The 18129-nt window shown below is 65.8% G+C and carries 18 protein-coding genes and 1 pseudogene; 12 read left to right on the top strand and 7 right to left on the bottom strand.

Translation table 11 applies throughout. The annotated features are described in order from the left end of the window. Positions 1-46 precede the first annotated feature (46 nt). On the top strand, positions 47-571 hold the full coding sequence (locus MNOD_RS30425) for a MarR family winged helix-turn-helix transcriptional regulator (protein ID WP_043749710.1): 525 nt from the start codon (positions 47-49) through the stop codon (positions 569-571). Positions 572-615: 44 nt separating this feature from the next. Here the strand turns inward: MNOD_RS30425 and MNOD_RS50140 are convergent, their stop codons facing one another. The 6 genes from MNOD_RS50140 to MNOD_RS30450 all read right to left on the bottom strand — a co-directional run bounded on the left by MNOD_RS50140 (position 616) and on the right by MNOD_RS30450 (position 6121). Further along, complete coding sequence (locus MNOD_RS50140; RefSeq protein WP_280113435.1) at positions 616-792, bottom strand: hypothetical protein; 177 nt, start codon at positions 790-792, stop codon at positions 616-618. Further along, the gene (locus MNOD_RS30430) at positions 728-1531 is read right to left on the bottom strand and encodes a hypothetical protein (protein WP_015932800.1); all 804 of its coding nucleotides are present in this window, start codon (positions 1529-1531) and stop codon (positions 728-730) included. The genes MNOD_RS50140 and MNOD_RS30430 overlap by 65 nt, the downstream gene beginning before the upstream one ends. 51 nt (positions 1532-1582) lie before the next feature. Further along, a complete protein-coding gene (locus tag MNOD_RS30435; RefSeq protein ID WP_015932801.1) occupies positions 1583-2218 on the bottom strand; it encodes a recombinase family protein in 636 nt (211 codons plus the stop codon). Positions 2219-2411: 193 nt separating this feature from the next. Then, positions 2412-2777, bottom strand: a complete 366-nt coding sequence (locus MNOD_RS30440) for a response regulator (protein ID WP_015932802.1) — start codon at positions 2775-2777, stop codon at positions 2412-2414. Next, positions 2774-4681, bottom strand: coding sequence for a PAS domain S-box protein (locus tag MNOD_RS30445; RefSeq protein WP_015932803.1), 1908 nt, complete (start codon positions 4679-4681; stop codon positions 2774-2776). The genes MNOD_RS30440 and MNOD_RS30445 overlap by 4 nt, the downstream gene beginning before the upstream one ends. A gap of 402 nt (positions 4682-5083) precedes the next feature. Continuing rightward, entirely contained in the window at positions 5084-6121 is a 1038-nt protein-coding gene (locus tag MNOD_RS30450) for a sodium:calcium antiporter (protein ID WP_015932804.1), read from the bottom strand. Positions 6122-6353: 232 nt separating this feature from the next. On the opposite strand from MNOD_RS30450, the gene MNOD_RS30460 reads away from it, so the two are divergent. Next, a protein-coding gene (locus tag MNOD_RS30460) for an IS3-like element ISMno31 family transposase (protein WP_076611540.1) occupies positions 6354-7705 on the top strand; the annotation gives its coding sequence in 2 pieces (ribosomal slippage) (positions 6354-6690 and positions 6690-7705; 1353 coding nt in all). An 86-nt stretch (positions 7706-7791) separates the two neighbouring features. Here MNOD_RS30460 and MNOD_RS47285 read toward each other — a convergent pair. Next, a complete protein-coding gene (locus MNOD_RS47285; RefSeq protein ID WP_015932807.1) occupies positions 7792-8028 on the bottom strand; it encodes a hypothetical protein in 237 nt (78 codons plus the stop codon). Between the two features lie 214 nt (positions 8029-8242). On the opposite strand from MNOD_RS47285, the gene MNOD_RS30465 reads away from it, so the two are divergent. The 10 genes and pseudogenes from MNOD_RS30465 to MNOD_RS30510 all read left to right on the top strand — a co-directional run bounded on the left by MNOD_RS30465 (position 8243) and on the right by MNOD_RS30510 (position 18099). Continuing rightward, complete coding sequence (locus tag MNOD_RS30465) at positions 8243-8731, top strand: MarR family winged helix-turn-helix transcriptional regulator (RefSeq protein WP_015932808.1); 489 nt, start codon at positions 8243-8245, stop codon at positions 8729-8731. 135 nt (positions 8732-8866) lie between these two features. After that, positions 8867-9652: a crotonase/enoyl-CoA hydratase family protein gene (locus MNOD_RS30470; RefSeq protein WP_015932809.1), complete on the top strand. Its 786-nt coding sequence runs from the start codon at positions 8867-8869 to the stop codon at positions 9650-9652. 93 nt (positions 9653-9745) lie between these two features. After that, a complete protein-coding gene (locus MNOD_RS30475; protein WP_015932810.1) occupies positions 9746-10696 on the top strand; it encodes a 3-hydroxyacyl-CoA dehydrogenase NAD-binding domain-containing protein in 951 nt (316 codons plus the stop codon). A 30-nt stretch (positions 10697-10726) separates the two neighbouring features. Beyond that, positions 10727-12310 (top strand): class I adenylate-forming enzyme family protein, encoded by a 1584-nt coding sequence (locus MNOD_RS30480; RefSeq protein ID WP_015932811.1) that lies wholly within the window; start codon positions 10727-10729, stop codon positions 12308-12310. A 65-nt stretch (positions 12311-12375) separates the two neighbouring features. Next, positions 12376-13275, top strand: coding sequence for a beta-keto acid cleavage family enzyme (locus tag MNOD_RS30485; RefSeq protein WP_015932812.1), 900 nt, complete (start codon positions 12376-12378; stop codon positions 13273-13275). A gap of 71 nt (positions 13276-13346) precedes the next feature. Next, positions 13347-13910 (top strand): DUF3237 domain-containing protein, encoded by a 564-nt coding sequence (locus MNOD_RS30490; protein WP_043749713.1) that lies wholly within the window; start codon positions 13347-13349, stop codon positions 13908-13910. A 107-nt stretch (positions 13911-14017) separates the two neighbouring features. Beyond that, on the top strand, positions 14018-15226 hold the full coding sequence (locus MNOD_RS30495) for an ABC transporter substrate-binding protein (protein WP_015932814.1): 1209 nt from the start codon (positions 14018-14020) through the stop codon (positions 15224-15226). Positions 15227-15301: 75 nt separating this feature from the next. Next, positions 15302-15757: an acyl-CoA thioesterase gene (locus tag MNOD_RS30500; RefSeq protein WP_015932815.1), complete on the top strand. Its 456-nt coding sequence runs from the start codon at positions 15302-15304 to the stop codon at positions 15755-15757. 210 nt (positions 15758-15967) lie between these two features. Further along, positions 15968-16216 (top strand): annotated as a pseudogene (locus MNOD_RS30505) (5-dehydro-4-deoxyglucarate dehydratase); the annotation flags it as partial. 1034 nt (positions 16217-17250) lie between these two features. Further along, a complete protein-coding gene (locus MNOD_RS30510) occupies positions 17251-18099 on the top strand; it encodes a hypothetical protein (RefSeq protein WP_157091597.1) in 849 nt (282 codons plus the stop codon). The last annotated feature ends 30 nt before the right edge of the window (positions 18100-18129 follow it).

An 18129-nucleotide genomic window follows, 5' to 3' on the forward strand; every position in this document is an offset into this window, starting at 1 on the left:
GGGCGACCACCTTTGCAATGGTTTTGCCCTCAACTATTTTAGGAGGATGACGACACCGATGACCGGAGCCTCAGCCGAAGACGGCCTCGCCGCCGTAGACGCGCTTCCCTGCACGAACAACGCGCTGAGGCGCGCGACCCGTCAGCTTGGCGCTCTTTATGACGAGGCCTTCGCGCCGACCGGGCTGAAAGGAACGCAACTCCTGCTGATGTGGCGGATCGCCGAGCTCGGCGGTGAGGGCGGCCCGACCATCCTGTCGTTGTCGGAGCAACTCGCCGTCGGCATCTCGGCGCTGACGCACGCTCTGCGCCCTCTGGTGCGGGATGGCCTCGTCGAGCTCCGGCCGGACGCGCAGGACAGGCGTTCCAAGCGCGCTACCCTGACGGCGCTCGGACGGAAGCGCTTAGATGAAGGCATCCTGCTTTGGTCGGCGGCCAACCGTCGCGTGGAAACCCTCCTCGGCCCAGCCTCAGCGCAGGTGCTTCGCGCCATCGCGGATCAGGTCGCCTCGGAGGAGTTCGCATCCGCCTTTCGGTCGGGACTAGGGGGCGTTGCGTCCTCCTGCGCTTGACGTAAGGGGCCCGATTACAGAAGATGGGATCCAGCTCGACAGATTTAGGTAAGATCCGCGAGGGTCGCCCGAGCGCTTCGCAACAACTCCCTGATCTGCCGCCTCAAGGCGATCATTTCCGCCGACCGCAAACCATTCCGAAAGCGGCCGTTCGCACTACCGCGCGGTGCGCCGCTTCCCACTGCCCCGCCGTGAATGCGGCATCGCTTCCTGCCCTTCATCGCGGGCGACTGACACTCCGTCCCGCGCCGGGTCTTGGCGCAGCAGCGGCGCGCCAGGCGCAACTGCGAGGGCTCGTTGGTCGACAGGTCCATAGGCTTGATGTCCGTTTTCGAGAGATCCCCCGCCCCCCGGGGTGGTGACGGCGCCAACGACCGCCTGGCCGCCGTGGTAAACGTGGACGTGTTCGACACGGACCGTCTGCTCGCCGCCCCGGCGTAGCTTGGCGAGCGCCTCGATCTGGGCAACGAAGGTCCGCTGGAGCTTGGTCGCGAGTGCGCCACATCGCTCCATCACGGTCAGGTCGTCCGCTGCCTTGGCCCGCATCAGCATTGACATTGCGGCCTCATGCGTCGCGACGGCCTGGAGTGCGAGCAACGCTTCGACCTCGTCCCGAGGGGCGAAGGCATTGAATGCAGCAAGGGCAGCATTCAATGCATCCTGGGTCGGATGGCTCGCGCCGCGCTGATGCATGGCCGCTCCGAGCCAGCCGATTGCGTGCGCGCTGAAGGCGTCGGACGTCGTCCCGAAGGTCTCGAGCCTGTGCAGGCGATACCCGACCTCGTCGGCATGGGGTGCGCCGAGCACCGGTGTGGTCCCGTCCTCGCCGATCTCCATCGTGAAGGCGAGCGCCACCGGACGCTTCTTCTGCCGCTCCCGAGCGCGTTGGATCGTCCGCTTCTCACGCTCGCTCGGCTGCCGCGGAGCGGGAGGTTTCGCAGTCGCCGGGTACTTCGCCATGGTCGGTCACCTCGCTCGAGATGGGATGGTCCGGATACGAACGAAACGGCATCAAGCCGCCCAACGGGCCAAGATGGTCTCGGCCTCGGCCGGGTCCTTGTAGATCCGGTAGATGGTCTGCCGAGATAGGCCGGTAGCCCGCGCGATGGTGGACGCACCCACCCCCTGCGCAAGCATGCTGCGGACGATGTCGAGCTGATCGCGGCTGTAGGACGGCTTGCGACCGCGATAGGCATCCTCCCGGGCCTTGGCGTGCTCGATACCGGCCCGCTGGGCCTCGCGCGTCGCCTCGGCCTGCGCCTGCGCTGTCGCGGCCATGAAGCCGATCAGCGCGTCCCTGACCGCCATCTGCATGGGGTCCTGCGTGGCGCCGTCGAACGTCAGGCCGTTGATGACGGTTCGCACCACGACCCCGCGCGCCATGAAGGCACGGATGGTCTCGCACACGTCGGCGTAGTCCCGGCCGAGCCGGTCCACCCATCGGACCACGAGGGTGTCGCCCCGGCGCAGCATGTCGAAGAGCCGGCGGCCCTGCGGGCGATCGGCGAGCCGGGTGCTGACGCCGCTCATCCCCTCATCCGCCACGACGTGATCGATCCGGAAGCCCGCCTGCTCAGCCTGCGTCCGCTGGTGCGCAGCGGTCTGCTCGGAGGTGCTGACGCGAACGTAGAGGATGGTCTGCGACATGCCCAGAAACCGTCCGTAGTGACGGTGTCCGTATGAAGGCGTGTCCGTAGACCGAAATCAACCCTAGCGGACGGTGCTGAAACCCCGTCCGCTGCTGTCCGCTGCGGTATACCTGAACGGACAATCTGCCCTGCTTGACAGGGCGGCAGGTGTATACGGAGGTTGACTGCTGTGGGGTGTTCTGGAGTGGCACTCAGGCGAAGAGCACCTGGGCGATACAAGCGACCTCGAAGGGCTTCTCATAGTGGCGCACGCCTGCGTAACGGGCCGGGATCGCGGTCTTTTCGTAGCCGGTGGCGAAGATGAACGGCACGCCTCGCGCCTGCAGCGCATCCGCGACAGGGTAGACCATCTCATCCTGCAGGTTGATGTCGAGCACCGCTGCATCGATCTGCGGCGTCGCCGCGATCAGCGCCAGCGCCTCCTCCACGCGCGGCACCGGGCCCAGCACCTCGGCCCCGCACTCCTCGAACTGACGCTGCAGGTCGTCGGCGATGAAGTACTCGTCCTCCACCACCAGCACCCGGCGGCCAGCAAGTGGGTTTGTGGCTGAGGTCATCGGCTACCACTCTGCTTGACGCGCTCCGTGAGCGGCAGATCGATGGAACAACGCAGCTCGCTCTCGCCCAGTTCGTAGCTCGTCTTGGCCTGCAGGGCGTAAGGCAGCGCCCGCTCGATCAGCTCGCGCCCATAGCCGCGTCGGATCGGGCTCTGATCCTCCGAAGAATGACTGATGCCCTTCTCCACCCAGTGCAGAACGACCCGCCGACCTCCACCCTCGGGTACATGAGCCCGCCATGTCACCGTGAGCCGGCCCTGCTCGTTGCTGAGCGCGCCGTACTTGCGGGCGTTGGTGGCCAGCTCGTGCAAGGCCAGCGCGAAGGTCTGCACACTGTCCTTGCGCAGGGCCACAGGAGGGCCATCCAGCACGATGCGCTCCTGCATGCCTGCAGCCCCGAGCGCATCCAGCTCCGTTTGGATCAAGGCCCGGATGGTCACCGGCTCTTGATCCGCACGAGAGAGCAGGCCTTGAACACGCGACAGCGCGGCCAAGCGGTCGTTGAACTGCGTCCGGAACGCCTCGAGTGAGGGGCTGGTTGCCAGCGTCTGCTGCGCGATCGAGCGCACGACCGTGATGAGGTTGCGGGTGCGGTGCTGCAGCTCGGCGACGACGACAGTCTGCTGCTCCTGAAGCTGGCGCAGGGCGTCGATGTCGGTGGCAGCGCCAAAGCACTGCGTCGTGCGTCCCGCATCATCGCGGACGGGCTCAGCGCGGCCTAGAAACCAGCGATACTGCCCATCAGCGCTCCGGATACGGAGCTCTCGGCTGAACGGCTGTCCCTGCTTCATCAGGGCTCGGAAGTCGTCAAGGCACCGCTTACGATCCTCCGGGTGGACGGCATCGAGCCAGCCGTAGCCCTCTGCCGCCTCGCGGGACTGACCCGTGTAGGCAAACCAGCGCTCGTTGAACCACGTCACCTGGCCAGCCGGATCGCTGCTCCAGAGAACGTCCGGAACGAGGTTGGCGACGGCCCGGAAGCGCGCCTCGCTCTCGCGCAGGGCCTCGTCGGCCTCGCGGCGTTCGGTGACGTCCTGACCGATCTTGAGGAACCCGCGCGGCGATCCGTCCAGATGGTGAAGCGTAGTCAGGGAGCCCTCGATGAACACGCGCGAGCCGTCCTTGCGGAGGTGCCAGCGCATGTTCGGCGCAGAGCCTTCCCGGCGCGCTGTCTCGATCTCCCGCTCGGGCTCGTTGGCCTCCTGATCTTCCGGCGTGAACAGGATGCTGCCGGGCTGCCCAACGATCTCCTCGGCTGTCCAGCCGAACACGGTCTCGGCGCCCGAGTACCAGTCGATGATCCGGTCCTCGGGATCAGTGACGAAGATTGCGTAGTCGCGTGCGTTCTCGACCACGAGCCGGAAGCGCTCCTCAGTCGTGCGCAGAGTGCCCACCGTGTGCAGACGATCGATCACCGGGCCGAGGATGATGGTGTAGGTGCGCAGGAACTCGGTATCTTCGTTGCCGAACTCGCGCGGCTCGGTCGCGTCCACCTGCAGGAGACCGTAGGCTTTGCCGCCGGGCAGAAAGATCGGCACGTTGGCCAGTGCAACCACGCCGGCCTTTCGCATGAACTCGGGGACGTCGAAGCGCTCCTCCTTGGCGATGTCCTGCGTGATGACGGGCTTGCCCTCCTTGATCGAGTAGGTCTCGGAGGAGCGCTCGCGCATGGGCAGGCGGAGCTGCCCGACGATGCCAGGATCCCAGCCGACACCGGCCCGCACGAACAGGCATCGCCCCTCCTCCTGGATCTCCAGGATCTTGGCCCGATCGGTTCCGAGCGCCGCACCGACGAGGCGGCAGGCCTCGGTGAGCACCTCATCGAGGTTCTGACTGCGCAGGGCGAACTCGCCGAAATCAGCCAGCACGCGCTGGCGCTTCATGATCTGCTCGTGATCGGGCATCACGCCTCCTCAATCGAGATCAATCCCCCGCTACTGGAGGAGGAGGTATTCAGACCGCGTGTGACTGTTCAGCTGTGCATGTGAACGCACGAATAGCTCTGGTGGATGCAGCACGGGATCAGCCGCTATCGCGCAGGGTGTGGCGCCCGCGCGATGCCGTGGAGGATCAGCTGCCGGTGCGCATGCCATTGCGCGAGGCTGCTCTCCAGCATCTGAAGCAGGGCTCGTGCTTCGCGGAGCTTCCAAGAGCCTACCGGAACAAGCATGCGCTCCGAGCATGCCTCAGCTTGTCCGTTGGGGAATACCTCCGCGGGCAGCACGAAGAAGAATGTCTGCAGGGGTGGGACGCGATCCTATCCGCGGCTCAGTGCTCTCGGGGGCCACCACATGGGCCCACGGTATTCACCGCGATAGAAGATAAACCACAGCTGCAAGGTAAACAGCGTAAGCGCCCACGAAGAGCGAAACGCGACTTGGTCCGAGTTCCTGCCCTCGCCGGAAATGGTTGAACGTGATGTAGGCCAGCAACACGAAGGCGAGGAAGGTGAGGTTCACAAGGTAGAGCGCCGGATCACCAACCGCAGCTCCAATCAAGGCGGGCGGGACCAGCGCAACGGTCAGTGAAACGATGCCGTCGGCCATGGCGGTGGAGACTGCAGTGGTGGTCTTGCCCTCGCGAGCAAGGCGCCAAGCGGCGAAGCTCTCCGGCAAGGCACAGAGCAGGCCGATGACAAACAACCCGACCACCAAGTCCGAGGCCCCGAATGCGTCCCCCAACCACCGCGCGGCCACAACACTGGCCAGCGCTCCCAAGGCGATGGCAGGCACACCGAGGAGTGCGCGGGTGATCGGGGCCTTGTTGGCGGGGTGGGGCTGCGCTGGAGCTTTGCGCGGACGCAGCAACGCACGGGCGAGATACACGCCCCAAGCTGCTAGTAGCAGGAGCCCATCGAGTGGCTGCAGGCCTGCCCATCGGGGTGGCAGCGTGAGCGCCGCAAGCAGTAGGACAATGAGCAGGTAGGGTAGGGCCTGCACCTCCACCGCGGTCGGTGCGACGACAGGCAGGGGCGGCTCGCCTGCCGCAGCACCGACCGAGGTCGGCTTCAGCGCGGGAGCCTGAGCGGCTTTCCCCAGCTTGTGAGCCGAGCGGAGTGACAGCCATGAGAGCAGGATGATGAGTGGCAGTGCCGGAACGTTGGAGCCCAGCGCAGCCCCAAGCCCCAGGTCAGGCCATCCGAACGCGACACTGACGATGTTGACGGAGATCTCTGGGGATGCGGTGGCTATGCCGAGCAGCGCGCCCGTCACTGTGCCCCGCATGCCGGCGCGGCCGGCATAGGCATCAAGAGCGTCTGAGGCGCGCGAGGCGCCCCATTGCATGGCGCCGATCCCCACGATGACCAGAGCCAACCAGAGCAAGAGCAGGAGATTGCCAGCCAATGTGCGTCTTTCCTGTGAGGCGCAGCAGCGCTGGCCGAGTGGAGCTCGTGCAATCAACCATGCGGGATGTGGTCTGTTCAGGTGCAGCTCGGGGTCCTGCTGCGCGCCCCATCAGCTGACTTCATTCCTGCCCGTTGAGGTATACCCCTGTCCGCCGTCAGCGCCCGTGAGACAGCTTGGGGCCTTTCACGACCGGAGGATGGCTGGTTCATCGTAGCCCCCAGGAGCGAAGATGAAGCAGACATCCGGGCCGGCGCGGAAGCCGGCAGAGGCGGTGATCAAGGACATCCGCCGCGCCACGCGCCGGCCGTTCTCGGCCGAGGAGAAGATCCGCATCGTGCTGGAGGGCCTGCGCGGCGAGGACAGCATCGCCGAGCTGTGCCGGCGTGAAGGCATCGCCACCTCGATGTACTACGGCTGGTCCAAGGAGTTTCTGGAGGCTGGCAAGCGGCGGCTGGCCGGCGACACGGCCCGCGCTGCCACCGCCGATGAGGTCAAGGACCTGCGGCGCGAGGCCAGCGCGCTCAAGGAGGTTGTGGCCGATCTCACGCTGGAGAACCGCCTGCTCAAAAAAAGCATGAGCGGGGCTGGGGAGGACGGGGCATGAGGTACCCGGCCCCTGAGAAGCTGGAGATCATCCGGCTGGTCGAGCAGTCCCACCTGCCGGTGCGCCGCACCCTGGAGAAGCTCGGCATCCCGCGCGCCACCTTCTACCGCTGGTACGACGCCTACCAGCGCGGTGGACCCGAGGCCCTGGCCGACCGACCCTCTCGGCCCAGCCGGGTCTGGAACCGTCTGCCCGAGGAGGTCCGCGAGCAGATCGTCGCCCTCGCGCTGGAGCAGCCGGAACTCAGCCCACGCGAGCTGGCGGTGCGCTTCACCGACGAGCGGCAGTACTTCGTCTCGGAGGCGACGGTCTACCGTCTGCTCAAGGCACAGGACCTGATCACCAGCCCGGCCTACATCGTCGTCACGGCGGCCGACGAGTTCCGCGACACGACCACGGCCCCCAACCAGCTCTGGCAGACGGACTTCACCTCCCTGAAGGTGGTCGGCTGGGGCTGGTACTACCTGTCGACGGTGCTCGACGACTACTCACGCTTCATCGTGGCCTGGAAGCTCTGCGCCACGATGCAGGCCAGCGACGTCACCGCCACGCTCGACCTGGCGCTGAGCGCCGCCGGGCTCGATCAGGTGCAGGTCGTGCATCGGCCGCGGCTGCTGACCGACAACGGATCGAGCTACGTCGCCGGTGACTTGGCCCCATGGCTCGGCAGTCGCGGCATGCCCCACATCCGCGGGGCCCCGCGCCATCCTCAGACCCAGGGCAAGATCGAGCGCTGGCATCAGACGCTCAAGAACCGCATTCTGCTCGAACACGCCTACCTGCCCAGCGAACTGGAGGCGCGGGTCGCTGCCTTCGTCGAGCACTACAATCACGTCCGGGCTCACGAAAGCCTCGGCAACCTCACGCCGGCCGACGTCTACTTCGGCCGCGGCGAGGCGATCCTGCGCGAGCGGGCGCGCATCAAACGCCAGACCCTCACCGATCGCCGCTTGCGCCACCACGCGCAGGCTGCCTAACTTCTCAACCCAGATGGACCAGAGCCTCCGCTCCTGAGCGTCGCAAACCGTCTCAAATCATCTGACGACGGACAAACGAGAGGAATTCATGCTGGGAACGCGGCGTAGGGCATCAGGACAAGCGCAGTCTTGACGTCGGACGGGTTCATGGCTGCTGCGTGAACGGCGACCAGTGCATCGCTGGCTGTGACCGCGCCGAGCCGGACCTGCTCGATGGGCGGCCTCAGGCATCTCGCCTCCGAGACCTTCTCGATGGGTTGCACCGTAATAATATCATTGCCTTGCGTCGAAGTCGGTGGGGACTGATGCGTCACGCCTGTCATCTCATCGGCCTCGCTTCGAGGCGGCATACGAGGCCAGGCTGGCGTCACACCCCGGCCCAGTATCGGACTGAGCGATGCATAAATATGAAGGCTCTCCAGATCCCTTAAAGCTCTTTGCCTGCCAGGTGAGCAGTTTCAGTCCCGAGCGCATCCTATCAACTCTACAGCAATCCGGCTCTCTTTCGACCCAACCCATTGCCCGGTACGCCTGAATATGCGGAAGCCACGTCGTGCCAGAACCGCTTCGTTCCGCCAGACAGCGACGAACGATGAGAGCGGTGACCTCTCCTCGCCCCTGGCGAACAGCCCGGGCTTCCTGCTGAGACTCGCCCAGCTACGAACCTTCGACGAGTTCTATCGAAGCTTCGCAGGCCTTGGCGTCACGCCCGCCGGGTTCTCCGTCCTCGCTCTCATCGCTGCTAATCCGGGCGTGCGCCCGGGCACTATCGGCGAGGAGTTGCGGATGAAGCCGTCGAACGTCGCCGCGCTCGTGAACATGCTCGCCGCTGCAGGGTACGTGCAGCGGAAGACCGACGCATCGGAAATGCGCGCCAGTCTGCTCCACATCACCGAGGCAGGCGCCGAGGCTTGGCGGGAAATGGAGCAGATCCACCGGGAGACCGATGCACGCTTGATGGAGCATCTTACCTCCACGGAACGTGAGTGGTTTGTGGCCTTGCTGCGCAAGTTCCTGCGGCGCTGACTGTTCCTGCTCTGGTATTCGCGAACGACTCTTCACTCAAGCTGGGCCCTGAAGGCGGTTGCACTTGCGCGGGTTGGCTCCAAGATTTATGGATCGTCCATAAATAGACCTGACTGATTCGGTCGGGAGGAACACATGAGCGCTGAGGGAGCAGTCAGCTACGAACTGCGTGAGCGCGTAGCCTGGATCGGCCTCAACCGGCCGCTCAAGCGCAATGCCATCAACGACGCGCTGCTCTCTGAGCTTGAGGCCGCCGTGCGCCGTGCGCAGCACGACGCCCGCGCGCTGGTGGTGTTCGGCCACGGCCCGTGCTTCTGCGCCGGACTCGACTTGGCCGAGCACCGCGCCCGTGAGGCGGCGGAGGTGTTCCATCATTCGCGCTCCTGGCATGCAGCCTTCTCGGTCCTCCGCCGCGGCCGAATCCCGGCGATCGCGGCGCTGCATGGCGCGACGGTCGGCGGCGGGCTGGAATTGGCCGCCGCCTGTCACCTGCGGGTGGCCGACCCTTCGGTCTTCTTCGCCCTGCCGGAGGGGCAGCGCGGCATCTACGTGGGCGGCGGCGCCTCAGTGCATGTCGCCCGCCTGCTCGGCGCCTCACGCATGATGGACATGATGCTCACCGGCCGGGTTCTGGACGCAGCGGCGGCCGAGCGCGCCGGCCTGGTCAACTACTTGGTTGAAGCTGGCGCGGCCCAGGACAAGGCGGGCGAACTCGCCGCCAAGGTGGCCGCGATGGCGCCGCTCACCGTGCTCGGCGTTCTACAAGCGCTGCCGCGCATCCAGGACATGGCGGAGGAGGACGGGCTGTTCGTCGAAAGCATGATGGCAGCGCTTGCCCAGACCGGCCCGGAGGCCGCCGCGCGCCTGGCCGATTTCGTGGAGAAGCGCGGCGCCAAGGTGACTGGACCCTCGGAGACCTAACGGACCCGCATCGCCCGTTTCTGCGGGACGACACGTGCGCCAGGGTTGGCAGGCCATTTCCGGAAGGGCGAGGGAGGAGGGGAGCGTCGTGCAATGAGCGGATCCGCGATCGAGCGCGTGGCCGTCATCGGCACAGGGGTCATCGGGGCGAGCTGGGCCACCGCCTTCCTGGCCCGGGGCCTCGACGTGACAGCAACCGATCCGGCGCCCGGCGCCGAGGCGAACTTACGCGCCACGGTGCGGGCGCACTGGCCGGCGATGGAGGCCATGGGCTTGGCGCCCGGTGCCTCTCTCGACCGGCTGTGCTTCACGGCCACCCCCGAGGAGGCCGTCGCGGACGCGCACTTCGTGCAGGAGAACGGTCCCGAGCGGCTCGACCTGAAGCAGGATCTCTTCCGCCGTCTCGACGCCGCCGCCCCGCTCGACACCATCCTGGCCACCAGCTCCTCGACCATCATGGTGAGCGAGTTCCAGGGTGCCTGCACCCGCAATCCAGAGCGCGTGGTGCTCGGCCACCCCTTCAACCCACCGCACCTGATCCCGCTCGTGGAGGTGGCCGGCGGGCAGGCGACTTCGGCATTGGCCGTCGAGCTGGCGCTCGGCTTCTATCGCGCCATCGGCAAGCACCCAATTCACCTGCGCCGGGAGATCAAGGGCCATGTGGCCAACCGGCTCCAGGCGGCCCTCTGGCAGGAGGCGTTCCATCTGGTGGCGGCCGGCGTCGCCAGCGTGGCCGACGTGGATGCCGCCATCGCCCACGGGCCGGGTCTGCGCTGGGCGCTCCTCGGCCCCTTCGTCAACTTGCACCTGTCGGGCGGCGCAGGCGGCATCGGCGCCCTGTTCGACAAGCCGCTCTGGGCCGCGACCGAGGGCATGTGGCGTGACCTCGGCCACGTGTCCGTGAATGCTGGGCTGGCAACTCAAGTGGCGGACGGCGTCGCGGATGAACTTGCCTTGCGCGACCAGGGCGAGTTGGTCCGGCAGCGCGACAGGGTGCTGCTCGCCCTCCTTCAGCTGAAAACAACAGCGAAAGACCTGCCCTGATGAGGCAAGCGGGAAGGGGAGGACGATTGAATGACGAGCGTGGTTCTTCCCCTGCACGGCCTTGGCCAGCCACGGCCCGATGTCGCGACTGTCTCGGCCATCTTCAATCACACGGTCATCACCGCACCGGATACGGTGGCACTCCGTCATCTTGGGAGCTCCATCACCTACCAGGAGGAGAGGCGGGCCGTGCAGGCGCTGGCCCGGCGCCTCGTGGCAGCCGCGGATCGCGGCGACGTCGTCGCGCTAGTCCTGCCCAACTCCATCGAGTTCTGCATTGCCTACTTCGCGACCCTGAAGGCGCTGGTCGTCCCGGCGCTGCTCAACCCCCTCTACCCCAGGGCCCAGCTCGAGCCGCTGTTGCGAGACGTAGCACCGCGCGCGGTGGTCTGCTCGCCTCAGACGCGGGATCTGGTCCTGGAAATTGGCGAACGACTCGACATCCCGACGGTTATCTCGCTCGGGGACGAGGTCACGGTTGCAGCTTTGGCAGCCGAACCTGAGGTGCCGCTCGACCGCCCTGAAGCGAAGCCTGACGCGGTCGCGGCCCTGCTGTTCACGGGAGGAACAACCGGCCTCTCCAAGGCGGTGGAGCACACCCACGAGCGGCTCGTGATCGCGACGCGCTGCACGGAATACATGTGGCCGACCCGCATACAGGGCGAGGTGTTCCTCCCGATCGCGCCCTTCACGCACATCTACGGCTTCCTTGGAGGCGTGCTCGCTCCGGTCTCGGCTCGCGCTGAGACCGTCATCCCAGACCGCTTCCAGCCGGAGCACGTGATCGAGCTCATGACCTGCCACCGGGTGACGGTGTTCGGCGGCGGACCGCCGGCGATCTACGCCGGGCTGCTCGCCGCCAAAAACCTCGTCGGGGCTGACCTGTCCGCCCTGCGCGTGTGCCCGGCCGGCGGCGCACCTATGCCAGTTGAGCTTCTAGAGCGCTGGCGCCGGGCGACCGGGGTCGAAATTCACGAGGGCTACGGCATGACCGAGATGGCGCCGATCAGTGGCACCACGGACCTTTCAGGGATCCGGCCGGGCTCGGTCGGCAAGACAATCCCCTGCAACACGATCCAGATCGTGGATCTTGAGACCGGTACCCGCGTGTTGGCGCCGGGCGAGCGTGGCGAGGTGAGGGTGCAGGGCCCGCACATGATGACCGGCTACCGCAACCGTCCGGACGAGACCGCCCAAACCCTGCGCGACGGCTTCATCCACACCGGCGACATTGGCCACCTCGACCCGGACGGCTTCCTGTTCATCACCGACCGCAAGAAGGACGTGGTGCTCGTGAAGGGCTTCAACGTTTTCCCACGCGAGGTCGAGGAGGTGATCCACACCCATCCGAAGGTCGGCGGCGTCGGCGTGGTCGGCGCGCCGGACGCGCGCACCGCGGGCGAGCGCCTGATCGCATTCGTGGCGCCCCTGGCGGGCGAAACCTTAACTGAGGCGGAGATCGCCCGGCACTGCGCCGAGCATCTGGTCGGCTACAAGTGTCCGGCCGAGGTCAGAATTGTCGACGTCCTGCCGATGACGGGCACTCAAAAGCTCGACCGCATCGCGCTCCGCCGCGAGGCGCGCGAAGACCGCGAAGAAAAAGGCCAGGTTTGACGCCAGGGCCTGGCCGCCAAGCATCAGCGACGCTGCTCCACCAAACCACATTCAGGGAGGAGATCATGGTGAGTGAAGGCAAGGTGATCGTGACGGTGGCGCCGACCGGCGGCATGGCGTCGAAGGCGCAGAACCCGAACCTGCCCACCCAGCCCGAGGAGATTGCGGAGAGCGTGCACAAGTCCTGGAAGGAGGGGGCTGCCATTGCGGCCCTGCACGCCCGCCGGCCCGACGACGAGGCCACCTGCAACGCCGACATCTACCGCGACATCAACGCCCGCATCCGTGAGCGCTGCGACATCATCATTAACAACTCCACCGGCGGCGGCTCCTCCGGCGACATGCTGGTGCCGCGCCCGGACGGGCTGTTCGAGTCGAGCTTCGAGGAGCGGCTGAAAGGCTGCGAAGCCGGGGCCGAGATGGCGACGTTCGATGGCATGACCTTCGCGGACGTGCATGGAGGGCGCGAGATCGTGGTGATCACCACGCCCTCGCGCTGCGAGGCCCTGGCCAAGCGCATGCAGGAGAGAGGCATCAAGCCGGAATGGGAGGTGTTCGGCCCGCAGCACATCCTCCAAGACGTGACGCGGCTGATTCAGAAAGGTTACGACAAGCCGCCCTACTACATCAACATGGTGCTCGGCGCCGACCGCGGCTTCCAAGGGGCGATGCCGTATAGCCACGATATCCTGGCAGCGATGATCCGCCTCCTGCCGCCGCAGTCGATCTTCTGCGTGTCGGCGATCGGGCCGGCGCAGCTGCCCGCCACCACGCAGGCCATCCTCTTGGGCGGCCACGTCCGGGTGGGGCTCGAGGACAACAACTACTACAGCCGTGGCACGCTCGCCACCAACGAGCAGCTTGTCGCCCGCACAGTGCGGATCATCAAGGAGCTCGACCGCGAGGTCGCCTCGTCGGCCGAGGCGCGCGAGATCCTCGGGCTGCCCACCGTCCCACGCGCCTGAGTGGCACCGGCCATAGCCTTGCGCCCGGAGGGCGCCTGTTTGGCGCGCCAAGCCGGATACGGGAGGAAGTCATGCAGTTCTTCAGGAAGGCCGGTCTGGCCGCCGTGATGGTCCTCGGGGTGGCCGGAGCGCCCCGTGCTGCATCGGCAACCGACACCGGCGGCTTCGAGCCCCCGAAGCCTCAGCTCGAATACATGGCCCGCTTCACGGTCGACCTGGAAGCGCCCGTCTGGGAGCTGGGCAAAACGAGCGATCTCGGCGCCCGGCGCATCATCCCGATCACCGGGGGAACGTTCTCGGGGCCGCTGCTCAACGGCGAGATCCTGAACAATGGCGCCGATTGGCAGGTCGTCACGGCCGACGGCCTGGCGATCATCGACACGCGCTGCCTTTTGAAAGCCAACGACGGCTCGCTCATCTACCTTCAGACCAAGGGCTACCGCTACGGCCCTTCGGAGGTGCTGGCAGAGGTGGCCAAGGGCAACCCGGTCGACCCGAACAAGTACAGCTTCCGCCTCACCATGACCTTCAAGACGGCCTCGCAGAAGTACAGCTGGCTCAATCGAGCGATCGGCGTTGGCTACGCCATGCGCCTCGGCAAGGCCGTCGTCTATGACGCATACCTGGTCAAGTGACCTCCCGCAGCCGGGGCTCATCAAGGCCGAGAAGGAATCCCGGAGTGAAGTCATGTCGTTGCATAGAGGCTATCGTGAAACACGATCATAAAAAGTGGCGACCTGCAATGAAGAGAAAAGCCGTTTTGATCTTGGCTCTGGCGGGCACGTTGCTCCCCGGCCTCGCGTCAGCCCAGGATAAATCGATCAGGATCGGTGTGCTGAACGACCAGTCCGGTCCCTATGCGGACTTCCAGGGCATCGGCTCGGTGATCGCGGCGCAGATGGCCGTCGAGGATTACGGCGGCACGGTCGCCGGCCGGAAGATCGACGTGGTTTCCGCCGACCATCAGAACAAGACAGATGTCGGCGCCAACATTGCGAGAGCCTGGATCGATCGCGACGGGGTCGACCTCATCGTCGATGTTCCGAACTCGGCCGTTGCGCTTGCGGTCAGCAATATCGCTCGCGAGAAGAACAAGGTCCTGATCGGATCAGGGGCGGGCAGCGCGGAACTGACCGGACGCCAATGCTCTCCGAATACGGTTCATTGGACTTACGACACCTGGTCCCTCGGTCACTCGATCGCCCATGCGGTGGTTCAGCGCGGAGGCAAGAATTGGTTCTTCCTCACGGCTGATTACGCCTTCGGGCACGACCTCGAGCGGCAAGCCAGCGAACAGGTGCAGAAGGACGGGGGCACGGTGCTCGGCACGGCCCGCCACCCGGTCGGAACCCCGGATTTCTCGTCGTTCCTGCTGCGCGCCCAGAGCTCGGGCGCGCAGGTGCTGGGCTTGGCTAATGCCGGTGCGGATGAGACGACCGCGATCAAGCAGGCCGTGGAATTTGGGCTTACGCAGCAGATGAGCCTGGTCGGGCTTGTCTTCGACCTGAACAACGTCCCGGCGCTTGGTATGCAGACGGCTCAGGGCATCCTGACCGTCAACGCCTGGTATTGGGACCTGAGTGATCCGTCGCGGGAGTTCGCCAAACGGTTTGCGGCTCGTCATCCGAAGCGCGACATGCCGAACCACCATCAGGCAGGCGTTTACGCGGGGGTGCTTCACTACCTGAAGGCGGTCGACAAGGCCGGCAGCGCCGAGAACGGCAAGGCCGTTGTCAGTGCCATGAAGGCCTTGCCCACCGACGATCCGCTGTTCGGGAAGGGTAGCGTGCGGCAGGACGGGAGGGCGATCCACCCCATGTACCTGCTTCAGGTGAAGACGCCCGAACAGTCGAAGAGCACCTGGGACGTGTTCAACGTGCTAACGACCATTCCGGGCGAGGATGCATTCCGGCCGCTAGAGGCGGGCGGGTGCCCTCTGGTGCAGAAATGAGCGCGCGGAGCCCCGCCGTCATACGAGGCCGGGCCGCTCAGGCCTTGCCACTACTCCGTTCCAGGAGAACAGGCGATGAAAACGTTCAGCTACGAGCGGCGTCTCCACTGGAGCGAGTGTGACCCGGCCGGCATCATCTTCTTTCCGCACTACGCGCGCTGGATGGTTGAGGGCCTGAATTTCCTGTTCCTCTCGATCGGGGTCGACCCTAACGGCCGCATCGACAAGGAGACAGTCGCGGGAATCCCCTCGGTCGGGTTCTCGATCAGCTTTCACCAGCCGCCGCGCCTGCACGAGATAGTCACGCATGAGATCACGATCGAGAAGATAGGCCGGAGTTCGCTGACCGTGAACCATCGGTTCCTGCGAGAGGACATCTGCCTTGCGGAGGCCAAAGAGACCCGCGTGTGGGCCGCGCACTCGCTCGCAGACGCGGGCGTCAAGTCGGTACCCATCCCGGACGAGGTGCGAAGACAGTTGGAAGACGGCGGCGAGCAAGCCCCACCGGTCGGGAGCAAGAGGCTGTTATGAGTCCCGGCAGCCCATAAGCACTTTGCCGACCGGGGCGACGAGCTTCGTAGAGCTTTGGTGGGACCAACTGAGACTACGTTTGACAGCCATGGTTCGCTAGAGCTGATGCTTTGAGATATGTCCTAATCTCACTGACCGGATGTCGTCCATTATCTCCGAACTCCCTCTCCGTGCAGGCCTGGGCCGTGGCGGTAGGGGCCAAGACGGCGCGTGCGGCGACGCGACCGCGAGGCGGTGGCGCAGGGTCTGTGCGAGTTCATCCTGCCCCTCATCCAGATCCGCAATCGTCGGAAGGGCTACGCTGTGTCGATCATCAAGGCCGGCATGCGGGTGATCGGCCGAGACTCCGGTCCGGTGCGCAGCCCGTTGGCGGACTTGACGGCGGGCGAGCAAGCAGAGCTCGCCGCGTTGGTGGACCGTATCTCGGCGACCGGCGCCCAGCTCGCAGCTGCAGAGTGACCTGTCGGGGCGGCCTCATCGCAGGTCGCCTCTCACGCGTACATCATGCCAATCCTATCCAGATGATGGATTTGCCAGAACATGAACCGAGGCAAGAGGAACAGATGGACCTTTGACTCCGGGCTCTGCCCGTCTTGGTCGGCCAGTGCGGGTCTCCAAACTAATACCGGACTGAGGAAACACGGGACTATCTTCCGCTCGACTTACGATATATCATGCTGCTCAGTCGCAGAAAGTGATCCTAACTCAGAGATAAACCGGAGTTTCAACGAGGCGGCAGCTTCTAGACACGCTTAAGACCGGGTTGGGGGCACGACGCACCTTAAGGTCTCGCTCAAGACCATATCGAGACGGAGCAACCGGCTTGCGAGGGGCACACACGTCCGAGTTGTCGCCCTAAACGACCGGGATCAGGCGATTGGGGCCGGGCATACCGATCGGGCAGGGCGGCTCCAGGACACGAGGCCTTCGGGGAGGCGCCGGTCCGCAGAGTCGGGCGGGACGGGTCGGGGTCCCCGTCCAGTCCCGCTGGGGCTGCAGGGCGTCATCAGGTGTCTTGGATTGCACCTTCCCCCGCCGGTTGATGTCCATCCTCGGAACTGGCGGGGTGGAGGGTTGATCGTCGAGACAACGGCCCGATGTTTGTAGAAAACTATATAGTTGTCCCGTGTCTGCGTGCGCGTGATTGGTCCCCCTCGCCGCCCCCCTCGCGCGGGTGGTCGAACAGCCAGACCGAGGGCCAGATCATCCGGCTGAAGCTGATGAAGCGGCGGATGTTCGGCCACCACGCTGTCGAGAGGACCGCCGTGCGTACATCTCCAAGGTCCAGTGGAGACTAGGCTAACAACCCAGAGGGTGACACGATGCCCAAAGACACAGATTACTCTCGCGAAGTGTCCCGCCCGGCGGTTGCACGCGCTTGGGACGTGGTTCTGCGTTGGCTGCGGGTCTTGTGGGTCTGCAGGGTAAGCGCCGTAAGCGCGGGACTGGGCATCGCCCTCTTCACGCTCGCCAGCCCAGCACGTGACCTGTTCATGGAGATCCAGGCCTACTGGCTCTACTGGACCGCGTTCTTCGCCGTGGTTCTGGCCTGGTCCCTGATCGTCCATTATGCGGCGCGAAAGGTTCTTGAGCAGCAGGCCTGGGCGGCGCCCGGAGAGGTCATGCTGCCCGGAGATCCCAGGCTCGCGAAGTTGATAGAACGGTACCGCTTGCCCGCCGCCTGGGTGCCGCGCATCCTCGGACTGCTATGCATCTACGCGGTGTGGCTGGGCATCACGGGCGCGGCGCAGGACCTCGCGGCCGCCCGGCGGGCGCTTGATCTTCCGGATCCGAGGCGGCTCCTCTGGTTCCTGGTCGCCGCGACCGCGGCCTACGTGGCCTACGTGGTCGTCCGCAGACGGCTTGTCGATCCGGCGTCTCGTAGTGAGCCATTGGGGGACTACCTCCACGACCTGGTAACCGGCGGGGGCGGAAGCCTGCTCATTGAGCCGAACCCGTTCTGGTTCTTCGACCTCGCCACCCGGACGGGACGTCAAGCCCGCCGACGCGGGCCGAGCGTGAGGTGGGATGTCATCGCGGTCGTCCTCCTGCTCTCGCTCGCCGTCGTCTGGGTCATCGCCGTCATCTGGCCGTGGCTGGTCGAAATCGTGACGCCCCGCGCCCTCTTCGTAATCCTGATGCTCGGCCTGCCGGTCTCGCTCCTAGCCTTCCTCTCGGTGCTGTCGCACTACCTGCGTGTGCCCCTGATCGCCGGTTTGATCCTGCTCCTTTCGGTCTTGACCGGCTTGGTGCCCACCTTCCACGATCTGCGGCAGGTCGAAGGGCGCAACGTGACACGTCTAGGAGCCCGTCCGAGTAACGGTTTGATGCGTTGGGACTAAGGTTGAGATCTGGGCGGATGGCTCCTGCGC

Origin of the sequence: Methylobacterium nodulans ORS 2060 (assembly GCF_000022085.1) — a bacterium.
GTDB classification, from domain to species: Bacteria; Pseudomonadota; Alphaproteobacteria; order Rhizobiales; family Beijerinckiaceae; genus Methylobacterium; species Methylobacterium nodulans.